Origin of the sequence: Actinopolyspora lacussalsi subsp. righensis (assembly GCF_900116555.1) — a bacterium.
Lineage (GTDB): Bacteria > Actinomycetota > Actinomycetes > Mycobacteriales > Pseudonocardiaceae > Actinopolyspora > Actinopolyspora lacussalsi.
Genome location: NZ_FPAT01000015.1, coordinates 77,668 through 93,071, shown reverse-complemented (window position 1 = coordinate 93,071; position 15,404 = coordinate 77,668). Strand labels below are relative to the sequence as shown.

Genomic DNA, 15,404 nt, shown 5'->3' with positions numbered 1-15,404 from the left:
CGGACAGGGACACGAACCGATCGTCAGCCTCGATCGACCGCCGGACGCTTGTCACCGCCGGAACGCGGTCCGCCCGCACCGGCACGCCCCTTGCGCCGGGAACTCGAGCGCTCCCTGCCGCCGGGCCTGCGGGACCAGCCGCCACCGGAACGACGAGGTGGCTCTCCCTCGGTGCGGCTGATCCGCAGTCCACGTCCGGCGACCTGCGTCTTGCGCAGCTTGCGCAGCATCTCCTCCGGGATCTCGGCGGGCAGCTCCACGAGCGTGTGCTCGTCGCGGATGTCGATGTGCCCGATCCGCTTGCTGGAAAGGCCGCCCTCGTTGGCCAGCGCCCCCACCAGGGCACTGGGGGTCACGCGATTGCGACGACCGACCTCCACCCGGAACATGGCCGTGTCGGAGTCCGAGGACTCGAACTCGGCGGAGCGCTGCGAGTTGCGACGGGATTTCGGCTCGGGCTCGGGTTCCGGTTGCAACAGCAGCGGACGGTCGCCCTGGGTCATGCTCGCGAGTGCCGCCGCCACCCTGGCCGCGGGAACCTCGCTGTTCTGCTCGTAGTCGCGCACCAGCTGTTCGAAGATCTCCAGCTCGCCGTTCTGCAGCGTGTCGGTGATCCGCTGGCGGAAACGTTCGAGCCGTCGCTCGTTGACCGCCTCGATCGTCGGAAGGTCCATCCGCTCGATGGACTGGCCGGTGGCCTTCTCGATGGAACGCAGCAGCTGCCGTTCCCGCGAGGTCACGAACAGGATCGCCTCGCCGCTGCGGCCGGCTCGACCGGTACGACCGATCCGGTGTACGTAGGACTCGCTGTCGTGAGGGGCGTCGTAGTTGAGCACGTGCGAGACCCGGTCCACGTCCAGTCCGCGCGCGGCGACGTCGGTGGCCACGAGAATGTCGGTGCGGCCCTGCCGCAGCTGGTCGATGGTGCGCTCACGCTGCGCCTGGGCGATGTCACCGTTGATCGCGGCGGCGTTGAAACCGCGCTGCCGCAGCTGCTCGGTCAGTTCCTCGGTGAGCTGCTTGGTGCGGGCGAACACGATGGCCGCGTCGACCGGTTCGACCTCGAGCAGCCGTGACAACGCGTCGACCTTGCGAACACCGCGCACCTGCCAGTAGCGCTGGCGGATGTTGGCCGCCGTGGTGGTGGAGCTGCGAACCGCCACCTCCACGGGGTTGTCCAGGTAGGACTGGCTGATCTTGCGCACGGCGTTCGGCATGGTCGCCGAGAACAGCGCGACCTGCCGCTGGGACGGAACGGACTTCAGGATCCGCTCCACGTCCTCGATGAATCCCATGCGCAGCATCTCGTCCGCCTCGTCGAGCACCACGTGGCTCAGCTCGGACAGGTCCAGCGACCCCCGATCGAGATGGTCGATGAGACGACCCGGAGTGCCGACGATCACGTGCGCGCCGTCACGCAGCCCGCCGAGCTGCGGACCGTAGCTCTGTCCACCGTAGATGGGCAGCACCCGGAGGCCGGGCAGGTTGGCGGCATAGGTACGGAACGCCTCTGCCACCTGGATGGCCAGCTCACGGGTGGGAGCCAGCACGAGGGCCTGCGGTTTCTTGCGCTTGTCGAGATCGATGCTGGAGAGTATGGGCAGCCCGAAGGCGGCGGTCTTGCCGGTGCCGGTCTGCGCCTGACCGGTCACGTCACGCCCCTGCAGCAGCGACGGAATGGTCTCCGACTGAATGGGCGAGGGGGTCTCGTAACCGAGTTCGGTCAGGGTCTGCAGTACGCGGCTGTCGAGATCGAGCTCGTCGAATGTGGGCATGTAAGTCTGAGGTCTCCTCGTGTGGTCGGGGCGGCTGAAGCACTGCGGACGAACCCGTGGCGGCATCCACGACACGGATCGCACGAATCGGGTTCGCTAACCGACGGCACCGTTCACGCACCGTCGCCTACGCATCTCGGGCCGCGCTCACCCGCAACGCACACTCTGTTGCCAGTCACTCGCAGCTCGATGAATCTCAGCCGGCAGCGCCGGGTGCGTCCGGCGCGTACCGTCCAGGGTAACGGTCGATCACGTCCGTCTCGGCCCCCCGTCGGTCATTCGGGGAACAACATGACACTACGGAACCAGTTGAACCCCGCCAGTAACCTCCGCGCGGGTGAGTACGTACACCCGGTGCCATCCTCGCAACCTGCCGATGCGGTACAGGTATCGCACGGGGAGCCGGGCACGGCGTACATGTCGAGCGAACGCACGTGCCGCTATCATTCTGCCACGTGCCCGCTGCCCCGCCAGCGCGGCCTCGGGAGAGACCTCCAACCAGCACAGCACCGGACTCCGCCGCGTGAGCGTGGCGAGCGCGACCAGCAGCCCCCGCGCGGTGCGGCGTGTGGCGGGGACGTGCACCACGACGACACCGGGAGCCAGCAGGCAGGCCACCACGATCCTGGCGTAGTGCAGCGGGTGGACGATCGCCCGGTAGAGCCGCCGGGGGACGCCGGTACCGAACCCGGCGAGCAGCACCCGGTACAACTGCGCGGAGTCCAGCACGAGGGTGGGCTCGGAGCACCGAAGCGAACCCAGCAGCGTGGTCTTGCCCGCCCCCGGCAGTCCCGCGACGACGAGCAGGTCCCTACGGCCGATCCGGATGTGTGAAGCGGAATCGTCGTGTTTTCCGTCACGGACGGGACACGTGGTGGTTCCGGCGACACCACGCGCGAGCAGAACAGCGCGCCGGAAGTCACTTCGTGTACTCACTTCGCGTTCACTGTACCCGAACCGCGGGCCACCCGTCGGCGTTCGCCGGAGCCGGACCGGCCGGATGGCCCGACCCCTCGACGGGCCATCCGACGGGTACCCCCTGGCACGCGGAACACTCCCCGACGGCTCCCGCCCGACCCCCAGCACGGGCGGGAAGCTCCACCCCTCATCGGGGAATGTTCACGGCGTCACACCGGGATTCTGGCGTTCGGACGGCCCGCGACGAGACCGTGATGACCCCTGAACCGGGCTACGTATTGCTACGCATATCCGGGTGCACCGCGCTACCGGGTCCTACGCGGCACCGGTGCCGCGCGGACGAGCACAGCGCCCGGCCCGGACACGAAAACGGCCGTTCCCGGAGGCGGCGTAACGACTCCGGGAACGGCCCTGGGATGTCACTTCTCGGATCGGGGTTCCGGCCCGTCGCGGCACGAGGGGTCGGAACTCGGCGGACGCCGGGGACGTCTACCGCTCAGACCGCTTGTTCTCCGGTCTCACCGGTGCGCACCCGCACCACGGACTCGACAGGTGTGACCCACACCTTGCCGTCCCCGACCCTTCCGCTGCGGGCGGCGGAAACGATCGCCTGCAGCACGTCGTCGGCATCGGCGTCGTTGACCAGCACCTCCACCCTGGTCTTGTCCACCACGTCGACCTTGTACTCCGCGCCCCGGTAGATCTCGGTGTGCCCCTGCTGCCTGCCGTACCCCTGCACGTCGGCGATGGTCATTCCCCGAATCCCCAGGGCGGTGAGGGCGTCCCGCACCTCGTCCACTTTGGCCTGTTGGACGACGGCTGTGACGAGCTTCATCGCACACTTCCTTCCAGCGCCTCGATCGAGCCTTGCTCGGTGGTCCGCGGTCCGCGCACCGTATTGCGCGCCTCCCCGAAGTGGTAACCGGACTCGGCGTGTTCGGTTTCGTCGATGCCGGTGTCCTCGTCGGCGGGATCGAGGCGGAAACCGATCGTGCTACGAACGACCCAGGCGATGCCCAGGCTCAGCACCAGCGAGTACGCCAGCACCGCGACAGCCCCCACCGCCTGTCGCCACAGCTGGTCCAAACCGCCACCGTAGAACAGCCCCGCCACGCCCGCGGGAGCACTCTCGGAGGCGAAGAGCCCGACCAGCAGGGTGCCGACGAGTCCACCGACCAGGTGCACCCCGATGACGTCGAGCGAGTCGTCGTAGCGAAGCCGGTACTTGAGCTCCACCGCGAGCGCGCAGACGGCACCGGCGATGCTCCCCACCGCGATGGCTCCCATCGGGGTGACCGCCGAGCAGGCCGGGGTGATCGCCACCAGTCCCGCGATGATCCCGGACACCGCTCCCAGCGTGGTCGGTTTGCCGTGCCGGATCCGTTCGACCAGCATCCAGGCGAGCATGGCCGCACCCGCACCGACGAGCGTGTTCACGAAGACGATGGCGGCGGTGGTTCCGGCGGTCAGTGCGGAGCCGGCGTTGAATCCGAACCACCCGAACCACAGCAACCCCGCTCCCAGCACCACCAGCGGGAGATTGTGCGGTTTGCCCGTCTCCTTCGGCCAGCCGGTCCGGGGCCCCAGAACCAGCACCAGCGCGAGCGCGGCCGCTCCCGCGTTGATGTGCACGGCGGTACCGCCCGCGAAGTCGATCGCCGCGAGCCGGTTGGCGATCCAGCCACCGACCGCGGTCACCTCACCGGCCGCGTTGGTCTCGTCGAAGGCGAAGACCCAGTGGGCCACGGGGAAGTACACCAGGGTCGCCCACAGCCCGGCGAACAACATCCAGGGGCCGAACCGGGCACGATCCGCGATCGCGCCGGAGATCAGCGCCACGGTCAGGATCGCGAACATGGCCTGGAAGGCGGCGAACGCGAACGTGGGGATCGAGCCGGACAAGCTCTCCTGCCCGACGAACCGCGACATCCCGAAGAACTCCGCGGGAGAGCCGAGCAGCCCCACGCCACCGAGATCGGAACCGAAGGCCCCGGAGTATCCGTAGATCACCCAGAGCACCCCGACGAGACCCAGGCTGCCCAGGCTCATCATCAGCATGTTGAGCACGCCGCGGGAACGGACCATGCCTCCGTAGAACAGCGCCAAGCCGGGTGTCATGAGCATGACCAGCGCAGCACACACCAACACCCAGGCGGTGTCACCTGAATTCACGTCGCCTCCCGTACGATCCGGCGCTCCAAGTCGAGTCCGAATACTCGGCAACGTGTGTTTCCCGATGACGTTTTCGCCGTGTCGCGTGGATGAAATCCGTGCCGTTGACTGTTACGTCCCGGTTGGCGGAATCACCGGCGTGTTAACGGCCCGGAGGTCCCCGGTCAGCGGGCCCCCGGTCAGCGGGCCCCGGTCAGCCGAGCAGCGCGTCGACGAACGCCTCCGGCTCGAACGGGGCGAGATCGTCGGCACCCTCCCCCAGTCCGACCAGTTTGACCGGCACGCCGAGCTCGCGCTGCACCTGGAAGACGATCCCACCCTTGGCGGTCCCGTCGAGTTTGGTGAGCACGATCCCCGTGACGTCGACGACATCGGCGAACACCCTCGCCTGGGCGAGCCCGTTCTGACCGGTCGTGGCGTCGAGCACCAGCAGCACCTCGTCGACCTGCGCACGCTTGCCGACCACGCGTTTGACCTTGCCGAGCTCGTCCATCAGGCCGGTCTTGGTGTGCAGCCTGCCCGCGGTGTCGACGAGGATGGCGTCGACACCGGAATCGGCACCGCGCTGCACCGACTCGAACGCCACGCTCGCCGGGTCCGCTCCCTCATCACCCCGGACCACCTCGGCTCCGACGCGTTCTCCCCACGTCCCGAGCTGTTCCACCGCGGCGGCGCGGAAGGTGTCGGCGGCGCCGAGCAGCACCGTGCGCCCGTCCGCGACCAGCACGCGAGCGAGCTTTCCGGTCGTGGTCGTCTTGCCGGTTCCGTTGACCCCGACGACCAGCGCCACCGCGGGTTTGCCGCCGTCCGCCGGATCCCCGTGCGGCAACGCCTGGACCGCGCGGGACTGCGTGGTGGCCAACGCGTCCACCAGCACCTCGCGCAACAACGCCCTGGCCTGCTCGGGAGTACGCACGCCGCGAGCGGCCACCTCGGTGCGCAGCCGCTCGATTATCTCCGAGGCCGTAGTGGCACCGAGGTCGGCCATCAGCAGGGTGTCCTCGATCTCCTCCCAGGAGTCCTCGTCGAGGTCACCGGCCCCGAGCAGCCCGAGCACGCTCTGCCCGAACATCGACCGCGAACGCGAGAGCCTGCCACGCAACCGCTCCAACCTGCCGGTGGACGGTTCGATCGGTTCGACCTCGGTGTCGGCGGCCGTGCCCGGCTCGGCACCGGCCTCGGTCCCCTCGACGACGTCCTCGGGCCGTTCGGGGGACTCTGGGGTTTCGGGAGGCACCGTGCCGGTGGCTCCGCCGGAAGCGGTGGACTCGGAGTCCTCCTCCCGCTGGGACGACGTGCCGGTCTCCGCGACCGACTCCGACTCGGCGGGGAGTGGCTGCTCCGGAACGGCGGGAGCCGTGGCGGACTCGGCGGCAGGGGGCTCTCCGGTGGTCGTCGCGGTGTCGTCGTCGGTTCCGACCGTGGTGTCATCGACCTCGGAGGAGCTCGGCAGCGGAACGTCGACCATGCCGCGCCGTTGACTGTCCCTGGGAACCGCGGCGTCGTCACCGACACCCGGTTGCCCCTGCGTCTCGGTTCGTTCCTCGACGGGGTGCTCGGGTGCGGTCGTCGTGCCGCCACTGGAGAGGCTGATTCCACTGCCCGCGCGATAACCGCCCTGGCCCGCAGACGTATCCTCCCGCTCCTGTTGAGCGAGGCTGACCCGCCTGCGTCGAGCGAGCAGAATGCCCGTGCCGACGAGTACGGCCAGCACCACCAGTGCGGCAACGATGATCAGGATCACATTCGTGGTGGACACACGTCCATCGTCGCACCCGAGGAGCGCACCGCCGGACGCGACCCGCACGGCGGGTTCGCCCGGGAAGCCGTGTCGCGCTTGCACCACCACCCGAAGTGATCTACACCACCAGGATGGAGCCGTGGCGGGTGATCGGGCTGCTTTCGGGAACCTCGATGGACGGGGTGGACGTCGCCGCTGTCGAATTTCGACTGCGGGCGGGGGTGATCGAGTCGCTTCCGCTGGGCTACAGCTCGCTTCCGTACCCCGAAACGCTGCGTCGGGAGCTCGTGTCGCTGACTCGTTCGGAGGACAAGGGACCGTCCGCGTGGTGTGGGTTGGAGACCGAGACCGGTCGGGTGTTCGCCACGGCCGCGAGGTACGGCGTCGAACAGCTGGCCGGTGGGCGGGCGGATCTGATCGGCTCGCTCGGGCAGACCGTCCGGCACGAGACGGTGCGGGGCCGAACACTGGGAACGCTGCAGCTGGGCGGCTCCGCCCGGATCGCGGAAGCCACCGGGCTTCCCGTGCTCGCCGACCCGCGCAGCAGGGACGTGGCCGCGGGTGGGCAGGGTGCGCCGTTGGCACCGGTACTCGATGTGCTCTGGCTCGCGGGCCTCTTCCCTCCCGTGGGGAACACCCCGCCTCCAGGCCGCGTACTGGCGCTGAACCTGGGCGGTATCGCCAACATCACGGTGGTGGGCGAAGGAGATCCGCTCGCCTACGACACGGGGCCGGGGAACGCGCTGATCGACGCGGCCGCCGAACTGGTCGGCTCCGAGGAGGGGCGCGACACCGACGGCACGTTGGCCGCGCGCGGCCGAGTTCGGCCGGATCTGCTGGAAAGGCTGCTGAGCGACGACTACTTTCGCCTCCGCCCACCGAAGACGACCGGCAAGGAGCACTTCGGGGACGAGTACCTGCGAAACGCGCTGGAAGCGCTACCGGAGGTCTCCGCGCCGGACCTGCTGCGCACCGTCACCGAGCTCACGGTCCGCACGGTGACCGAGGCGTGTGCCGCGCACGAAGCGGCCCTGGTGATCGCCTCGGGCGGTGGAGTGGCGAATCCGGTACTGATGTCCGGACTGCGACGCGAGCTCGGCCGTCACGGCGCCGAGCTGAACACCAGCGGGCAGCACGGGATACCTCCCGACGCCAAGGAGGCGTTCCTGGCCGCGCTGCTCGGTTTTCTCGGGATGCACGGGATCGCGGGCAACATCGCGTCCTGCACCGGAGCCGAGGGACCCCGCGTGCTGGGCACCATCACCCCGGGTAACCGGCCGTTGTCGCCACCCGACCCCGTCGGGACACCGGTGACCGCACTCCGGATCTCGACGCCGAGCGCGTTCCACACCTCCGACCGGGAGAGCACATGCGCATCATCGACCTGGCAGTGATCGGCGTCTACCTGCTGGCGATGCCCGCCCTCGGTATTCTGCTGGCGGGCAGGCAGCGCGGCACCGGTGACTACTTCCTGGGCGGACGTGATCTGCCCTGGTGGGCGGTCTGCTTCTCGGTGGTGGCCACCGAGACCTCCACGCTGACCGTGATCAGCGTTCCCACCGTGGCCTATCTGGGCTCGTTCACCTACCTGCAGCTGGCCATCGGGTACCTGATCGGCAGGACGATCGTGGCTTTCGTGCTGCTGCCGCGCTACTACACCGGCGAACTGGTCAGCGCCTACGCGTTCCTGGGGCAGCGCTTCGGGCGCGGGATGCAGGGCACCGCCTCGGTGACCTTCTCGATCACCAGGTTGCTGGCGGACGGACTGCGGCTGTTCGCCACGGCCATCCCGGTGAAGGTGATGCTGGCCTCGTTCGGCGTCGCCGCGAGCTACTGGCAGATCGTCCTGGCCCTCTCGGCGTTGACGGTGATCTACACCTACTTCGGGGGCATCCGGGCCGTCGTCTGGGTCGACGTGGTGCAGTTGGGTGTCTACGTGGGCGGCTCGGTGCTCGCGGGGATCATCCTGCTGAGCAAGCTGCCCGGTGACTGGTTCGATCAGGCACTGCGGGCGGGCAAGTTCGAGCTGTTCGACCTGAGCTCACCAGTACTGACGAGTCAGTACTCCTTCGTCACGGCCCTGTTCGGCGGAGCGGTGTTCGCGATGGCCTCGCACGGTGCCGACCAGTTGATGGTGCAGCGGCTGCTGGCCTGCCGCACCCTCGCCGACAGTCAACGCGCGGTGATCACCAGTGGCCTGCTCGTGCTGCTGCAGTTCGCGCTGTTCTTGGGTGTCGGTTCGATGCTGTGGGCGTTCTTCGCGGGGGCCAGTCCCGAGCGGTTGGGCCTGAGCAGCGGTGACGCCCTGTTCCCCCGGTTCATCGTGAACCAGCTTCCGCCCGGCCTTTCGGGACTGTTGATCGCGGGGATCATCGCGGCCGCCATGAGTACGCTGTCCTCCTCGTTGAACTCGCTGGCCACCTCGACCGTCAGCGACCTGTATCAGCGGCTGAGCGGCAAGGTCCACGACGAGCGGGCACTGCTGCGACTGGCTCGGGCGGTCACGGTCGGGTGGGCGCTGGTGTTCGTCGTGTTCGCCACCCTGTTCACCAGTACCGACAACCCGGTGGTCGAGGTGGGACTCGGAATCGCGTCCTACACCTACGGGGCACTGCTGGGGGCCTTTCTGCTGGGACTGCTGGTGCGTCGTGCGCGGCAGCCCGACGCGGTGGTGGCGTTCTGTTGCGCACTGCTCGGGGTGCTCTGGCTGGCGTTCGGCGCGGCCTTTCCGGACGGGCAGGGAGGTCACGCACCGTTGGCGTTTCCCTGGTACGCACCGATCGGCGTGGTGATCACGCTGCTCACGGGTGGTGTGCTGTCGCTGCGGCACCGCCCGCGGCAGGAAGAGGCAGCACGCGAGTCCGAGCTGTCCGAGACGGGCTGAGTTCCCGGCAGCGGCCCCGGCGACGTACCCGACACCGGGGCGGCACCGTGCTGATGCCGCACGGTGCCACATCCGGCGCGCGGGAGTGCGCCCTGTCGCGGTGTCAGGAACTCGCCTCTCCTCCGGCCGCGGTAGGAACGGATTCGGCCTTCGCCACGGGTTCGGTCGTCTCGACGGGTTCGTCGTTGCCCGAGGCCAGTCGTTGCGAGATCACGGTGGTGATCCCGTCGCCGCGCATGCTCACCCCGTACAGGGCGTCGGCGATCTCCATGGTGGGTTTCTGGTGGGTAATGATGATCAACTGCGAGTTCGCCCGGAGCTGATCGAGCAGCCCGATCAGTCGCCGCAGGTTCGTCTCGTCCAGCGCGGCCTCCACCTCGTCGAGCACGTAGAACGGGGAGGGGCGAGCACGGAAGATCGCCACCAGCATCGCCACGGCGGTCAGCGACTTCTCCCCACCGGAGAGCAGGGACAGCCGCTTGACCTTCTTTCCCGGCGGCCTGGCCTCCACCTCGACGCCGGTGGTGAGCATGTCCTCGGGGTCGGTGAGCACGAGCTTGCCGGAACCACCCGGGAAAAGCACCGAGAAGACCTTCTCGAACTCGGCCGCGACGTCGTCGAACGCGGTCGAGAAGACCTCCAGGATCTTCTCGTCGACCTCCTTGACCACGTCGAGCAGGTCCTTGCGGGTGGCCTTGAGGTCCTCCAACTGCCCCGAGAGGTACTTGTAACGCTCCTCCAGGGCGGCGTACTCCTCCAGCGCCAGCGGATTGACCTTGCCCAACGCGGCCAGATCCTTCTCCGCGCGGTCCGCCCGACGCTGCTGGGTGTCCCGGTCGTAGGGCAACGAGGGCGGCTTGCTGACCTGCTCACCGCGCTCCTTGGCCGCCTCGTACTCCGACATCTCCGTCGGGCTCGGCGGGACCGCGACATCGGGCCCGTACTCCTGAACCAGGTCGTCCAGCCCCACACCGAAGTCCTCGACGATCTTCGTTTCGAGCTGTTCGATCCGCAACCGCTGCTCGGCACGGGCCACCTCGTCGCGGTGCACCGCGTCGGTGAGCTTCTCCAGCTCCCCGGACAGCTCGCGAACCTGGTTGCGCACGGTCTGCAACCGGCTCTCGTTCTCGGAGTGGCGCTGTTGCAACTCGTCACGCTGCTCACCGGCCGACCGCAGTGACAGCTCGATGCGCTGCAACGCGGTGCGACAGCCCTCGATCACGGTCTCGGCGACCCGTGCACCACGTTGCCTGGCCAGTCGTGCCTGTTCGGCACGCTCACGCTGCTGCCGTTCCTGCCTGGCGGAACGACGCAGCTGTTCGGCTTTGCCCTGCAGCGCGCGTGCGCGCTCCTCGGCACTGCGCACGGCGAGCCTGGCGTCCATCTCCCGCTGCCGCAGGTCGTCCAGCTCGGAAGCCAGTCGGTCCCGTTCCGTGGTGTCGGGCTCCTGCTCGTCGAGCTGTTCGGACTGCACCACCTCCAGTCGTTCCTGGAGCTCGGCGAGCTTGTCCACCGCCTCCTGCCGCGAACGCTCCACGTCACCGCGCTGGGTACGCAGCCGTTCCACCTCCGCGGCCGCGGACCGGGCGGCGTCGAGCAGGCTGGCCACCCGCTCGGAACTGCGTGCGTGCCGCACCCGGAGTTCGTTGCGCTGTTCCCGCGCGGTGTTGACCTCGGCTTCGCGTGACTCCAGCTCGGAGCGCGCCCCTTCCAGGGCGGCACCGTGCCGTTCCACCGCGCGCCGTGCCTCGGCTAGCTCGGACTCGGCCTCGTCCACGGCGGCCTGCACCTCGATGAGGCTCCGATTGTCCGAGGCCGACGAGCCACCGGAGGACCAGCTGGTGCCGAGCAGGTCACCCTCCGAAGTGACCGCCCGCACCTCGGGGTACCGCTCCAGCAGCCGTTCCGCGCTGTCCAGGTCCTCGACCACCGCGATCCGGTCGAGCAGCACCGTCAGGGCGGGCAGCAGCTCGTCGGGGGCCTGCAGCAGGTCCACAGCCCAACGCGCCGAACCGTCCAGCTCGGGCCAGGAGGCTCGATCGGGTGGAGCGGCGGCACCGACGAGCAGACCACTGCTGCCCGCCTCGTCCTCCTTGAGCACTCGCAGCGCGGTGGCCGCGTCGCTGACCCCGCGTACCGCCACCGCTTCGGCCGCCGTCCCCAGCGCCGCCGTCAACGCGGACTCCGCACCGGGTTCCACGCTCAGCAGGGCGGAGATCGATCCGAGCAGTCCGGGAACGCGTTCGCCCGCGGCCAGCAACGTGGCCGCGCCGTCCTTGCGGTCCAGCCCCATCGACAGGGCCTCCACCCGGGCCTGCCAGGAGGCCGTCTCACGTTCGGCGGACCGCTCGGCCTCGACGAGTTCGTCCACTCGCCGCTTGGCCGCGTCCCTGGCCTCAGCGGCGTTGGCACACCGCTGTTCGACGCCGTCGTCGTCACCGTGCTCTGTGTCGTCGGCCGCGGCCGCCTCCTCGTAGGTCTGCTGCGCCTCGGCGGCGCGTCGCTCGGCCTCGGTGGTGGAGGCCGTCAACCGTTCGATCTCCTCGTCGGTGGCGGCGACCTTGCTGCGCATCGACTCGACCTCGCCGGAGAGGCGCGCGGCTCCCTCTCGGCGGTCGGCTATGGCGCGCACGGCGGCCATGTGGGCGTTCTCGGCCTCCCGCAGTGCCGACTCCGCTTCCGAACGGCTCGTGACCACCTCGGCGAGCGCCTCGCGGGTGCGCTCGGCCTCCTCGTTGGCGGTCTCCTCGCGCTCGGCCGCTTCGTCCGCCTCGGCCTCGAGTTCCTCGGGGTCGCGCTCCGAGTGGTGCTGTTCCGGTTCGGCACTGAGGTGCTTGTGCCGTTCCTGCGCCAGTCGCAGCGTGCCGCCGAGACGTTCCTGCAGCGCGGAGAGCCGGTGCCAGGTGTCCTGGATACGTGCCACCCGGGGAGCGTCGGCGCTGACCTGCTCCCCCAGCTGCTTCTCCTGCTCCTGGGCCTGCTGCAGCGCCTTTTCCGTCTCGGCCCGCTTGTCCCGCGCGGCCTGCTCGTTGGCTTCGTCACGTTCGAGCTCGGAACGAGCGGTGACCAGGTCGTCGGCGATCAGCCGCAGTCGCGCGTCGCGCAGTTCGGCCTGGATGGTCTGGGCCCTTCGGGCGATCTCGGCCTGCTTGCCCAGCGGTTTGAGTTGCTTGCGGAGCTCGCCGGTCAGATCGGTCAACCGGGTGAGGTTGGCCTGCATCGCCTCCAGCTTGCGTAGCGCCTTCTCCTTGCGCTTGCGGTGTTTGAGCACGCCCGCGGCCTCCTCGATGAGCCTGCGGTGCTCCTCGGGCTTGGCCTGCAGGATGCTGGAGAGCTGCCCCTGGCCGACGATGACGTGCATCTCCCGGCCGATCCCGGAGTCGGACAGCAGCTCCTGCAGGTCGCGCAGCCTGCAGGCGTTGCCGTTGAGCTCGTACTCGCTGGCACCGTCGCGAAACATGCGGCGGGTGATCGACACCTCGGTGTAGTCGATCGGCAGCGCCCCGTCGGCGTTGTCGATGGTCAGATTGACCTCGGCACGCCCGAGCGGCGCCCGTCCCGATGTTCCGGCGAAGATGACGTCCTCCATCTTGCCGCCACGCAGCGCCTTGGCGCCCTGCTCCCCCATGACCCAGGTCAGCGCGTCGAGCACATTGGACTTGCCGGAGCCGTTCGGCCCCACCACGCACGTGATTCCCGGTTCGAACCGCAGAGTCGTGGTCGACACGAAGGATTTGAACCCCTTCAGCGTCAGGCTCTTCAGATGCACCGCTGCTCAACGACCTTCCCGCGAAATGACGGCTGTGCGCTACTGCCGGGCGCTCGGGAGAAACCGCCGGTGCCGGGGCAGACGGCACCGCTCCGGACCGAGGACCGAGTCCCGCGGAACTCACCGTTCGACGAACCCGGAGAGTCCACCACGTGGTGGTGCCCACTGGTCGGCGACATGCTCGACAACTCCCGGTGTATCACCCGATCGAAGGAGTTCCAGCAATCTTTCGCAGGCGTGTCGGGGTCCTTCGGCGACCACTTCGACACGGCCCCCCGGCAGATTCGTCGCGCTACCGGCCAGCCCCAGCTCCAGGGCACGCGACCGTGTCCACCACCGGAACCCTACTCCCTGTACGCGACCGTGCACCCAGGCGGTCAACCTGCTGGGTTCGGCTTCGGTTCCTTCCGACATGTCCGGGCAACCGCTCCTTGTCGTAGTCGTTCTCGTCGTGTGAGGTGGTACCGATGATGCCTTCCGCTGGTTCCGACGCGGGAATCGCGACTGCGCCGGACGGCGGCCCACCCCGGCATCGGCGGACGGGTGCCGGATAGCTACCGTAATCCGGACGAACGCGGCCACCCCGACGGCTCACGCGGCCACCGGGGAACCGTGGCACCCGCCCGCCGGGACACCACCTACGGACGCGAGGACGAGTGAGCAACCCGATGGATCCACTCCACGAGGACCGGAACGCCCTGTCGAAACGCCTGGCGGTACTCGCCGGTTCGGGGGTGATGGTCGCGACCGCGTTCTCGACGATGGCGGCCGTCGCACTGGGCAACGTGGAACAGCGGGAAGCCTCGCTGTCCGAGTCGACCGGCGGCGCGGCCAACTCGACGAGCTACGAGAGCACCGGTTCGCGGGAGGACACGGCGAGTTCGCGGAAACCGAGCTCCAGCTCATCCGAAACGCCCCACGGCGGAGTGCCCGCGGCGGGTGGGGAAACCGCGGACGAGTCGAGCGACATATCACGCGAGGACCGCCCGGACAGGCGGGAAGGTATCTCTGAACAGGATCCGAGCAGGGGGACAACAGAGACTCACGACGACGGTGATTCCACACCCTCGCCTACCGAGCCCAAGGATCCCACGGATACGCAGACCGAACCCACGAACACGCAGCCATCAGATCCCACGGATACGCAGACCGAACCCACAACAGAGCCCACCACGGAACCGACTGAGACCACCAGTTCCGAGACCGAGCAGGGCGACGAACCCGAGAACGAAACCAAGAACAGCGCCTCGGAAAGCACTCAGGAGAGCAGCGATACCCAGGTGACCGCGAGTTCGCCGGAGAGCACTTCGCCCGCGCCGTCCACCACGCCGCTCGAACCCTCGAGCACGAGGACGGTCTGAGCCGAGACCGCGGGAACGGGGAACGGCTACCCGATGTCCCCCGGGATCACCAGGTCGGCGTTTCCCCTGCTCTCGGCGATCAGCGCCGCGTTGCGCTCGTCGCTGCGCATCACCCACTCCCGCGCGCGGCCGCGCGACATCCCGTTGCGGACGTGGCGCGCGATCAACCGTCCGATCCGCTTGCCGTCGTCCGGTTCCAGGTACCAGCACTCGTCGAGCAGGCCGCGCACCTCGGTCCAGGGCTCCCGGTCCAGCAGCAGGTAGTTGCCCTCGGTCAGCACCAACGGCACCTCGGCGGAGATCGGGATGGAACCGGCGTAGGACTCCTCGACGGAGCGGTGGAACTCCGGGGCGTAGACGACCTCGTCACTCCCTCCCCCGGTCTGGGCACGCAGTCGGCGCAGCAACGACAGGTAGCCCGCCACGTCGAAGGTGTCCGGCGCCCCCTTCCGGTTCTGCCTGCCCAGCCTGCGCAGTTCGGCACCGGCGAGGTGGAACCCGTCCATCGGGACGAGTGCCGCGCTGTCGCCCAGTCCCCGTAGCAGCTTGTCCGCGAGCCTTCCCTTTCCCGCCGCCGGCGGACCGGCTATCCCGAGAATCCGGCGCCTGCCGTCGCGGGCGAGTTCCCGGGCGCGTTCGAGTAGTTCGTCCAGCCCCTCGCGGTGGACGACGGGCGACCGTCGCGGTTGTCCCGTCACGAGTCCGTCCTTTCGAACACCGTCGAAACGCCCGAGGCCGAACACCCCGGAACCTGCCATGTGATCAGGCTACCGGCCCCGGCGAA

At 68.9% G+C, this 15,404-nt stretch carries 11 protein-coding genes; 3 read left to right on the top strand and 8 right to left on the bottom strand.

The annotated features are described in order from the left end of the window. Nucleotides 1–23 precede the first annotated feature (23 nt). From BM394_RS21010 to ftsY, 5 genes are all read right to left on the bottom strand, one after another. On the bottom strand, nucleotides 24–1,775 hold the full coding sequence (locus tag BM394_RS21010; RefSeq protein ID WP_092981289.1) for a DEAD/DEAH box helicase: 1,752 nt from the start codon (nucleotides 1,773–1,775) through the stop codon (nucleotides 24–26). 297 nt (nucleotides 1,776–2,072) lie between these two features. Continuing rightward, entirely contained in the window at nucleotides 2,073–2,711 is a 639-nt protein-coding gene (locus BM394_RS21005) for an AAA family ATPase (protein ID WP_245780361.1), read from the bottom strand. 478 nt (nucleotides 2,712–3,189) lie between these two features. Further along, entirely contained in the window at nucleotides 3,190–3,528 is a 339-nt protein-coding gene (locus BM394_RS21000; protein WP_092981287.1) for a P-II family nitrogen regulator, read from the bottom strand. After that, nucleotides 3,525–4,865 carry an ammonium transporter gene (locus BM394_RS20995; protein WP_092981285.1) on the bottom strand — a complete coding sequence of 447 codons (1,341 nt, stop codon included), beginning with the start codon at nucleotides 4,863–4,865 and terminating at the stop codon, nucleotides 3,525–3,527. Before BM394_RS20995 ends, BM394_RS21000 begins: the two co-directional genes overlap by 4 nt. 193 nt (nucleotides 4,866–5,058) lie before the next feature. Continuing rightward, nucleotides 5,059–6,624 (bottom strand): signal recognition particle-docking protein FtsY, encoded by a 1,566-nt coding sequence (gene ftsY / locus BM394_RS20990; RefSeq protein WP_092981338.1) that lies wholly within the window; start codon nucleotides 6,622–6,624, stop codon nucleotides 5,059–5,061. Between the two features lie 95 nt (nucleotides 6,625–6,719). Here ftsY and BM394_RS20985 point away from each other — a divergent pair, with 95 nt between their 5' ends. Both BM394_RS20985 and BM394_RS20980 read left to right on the top strand, forming a co-directional pair. After that, entirely contained in the window at nucleotides 6,720–8,000 is a 1,281-nt protein-coding gene (locus BM394_RS20985; RefSeq protein WP_245780360.1) for an anhydro-N-acetylmuramic acid kinase, read from the top strand. Beyond that, on the top strand, nucleotides 7,976–9,490 hold the full coding sequence (locus BM394_RS20980) for a sodium:solute symporter (RefSeq protein ID WP_092981283.1): 1,515 nt from the start codon (nucleotides 7,976–7,978) through the stop codon (nucleotides 9,488–9,490). Before BM394_RS20985 ends, BM394_RS20980 begins: the two co-directional genes overlap by 25 nt. Before the next feature lie 103 nt (nucleotides 9,491–9,593). On the opposite strand, the gene smc is transcribed toward BM394_RS20980, so the two are convergent. Continuing rightward, a complete protein-coding gene (gene smc, locus BM394_RS20975; RefSeq protein ID WP_092981282.1) occupies nucleotides 9,594–13,259 on the bottom strand; it encodes a chromosome segregation protein SMC in 3,666 nt (1,221 codons plus the stop codon). A 120-nt stretch (nucleotides 13,260–13,379) separates the two neighbouring features. Next, nucleotides 13,380–13,673, bottom strand: a complete 294-nt coding sequence (locus BM394_RS20970; RefSeq protein WP_092929013.1) for an acylphosphatase — start codon at nucleotides 13,671–13,673, stop codon at nucleotides 13,380–13,382. 254 nt (nucleotides 13,674–13,927) lie between these two features. Here BM394_RS20970 and BM394_RS20965 point away from each other — a divergent pair, with 254 nt between their 5' ends. Then, nucleotides 13,928–14,620: a hypothetical protein gene (locus BM394_RS20965; protein WP_092981280.1), complete on the top strand. Its 693-nt coding sequence runs from the start codon at nucleotides 13,928–13,930 to the stop codon at nucleotides 14,618–14,620. Between the two features lie 26 nt (nucleotides 14,621–14,646). Here BM394_RS20965 and BM394_RS20960 read toward each other — a convergent pair whose 3' ends face one another. Next, on the bottom strand, nucleotides 14,647–15,378 hold the full coding sequence (locus tag BM394_RS20960) for a nucleoside/nucleotide kinase family protein (RefSeq protein WP_092981278.1): 732 nt from the start codon (nucleotides 15,376–15,378) through the stop codon (nucleotides 14,647–14,649). Nucleotides 15,379–15,404 lie beyond the last annotated feature (26 nt).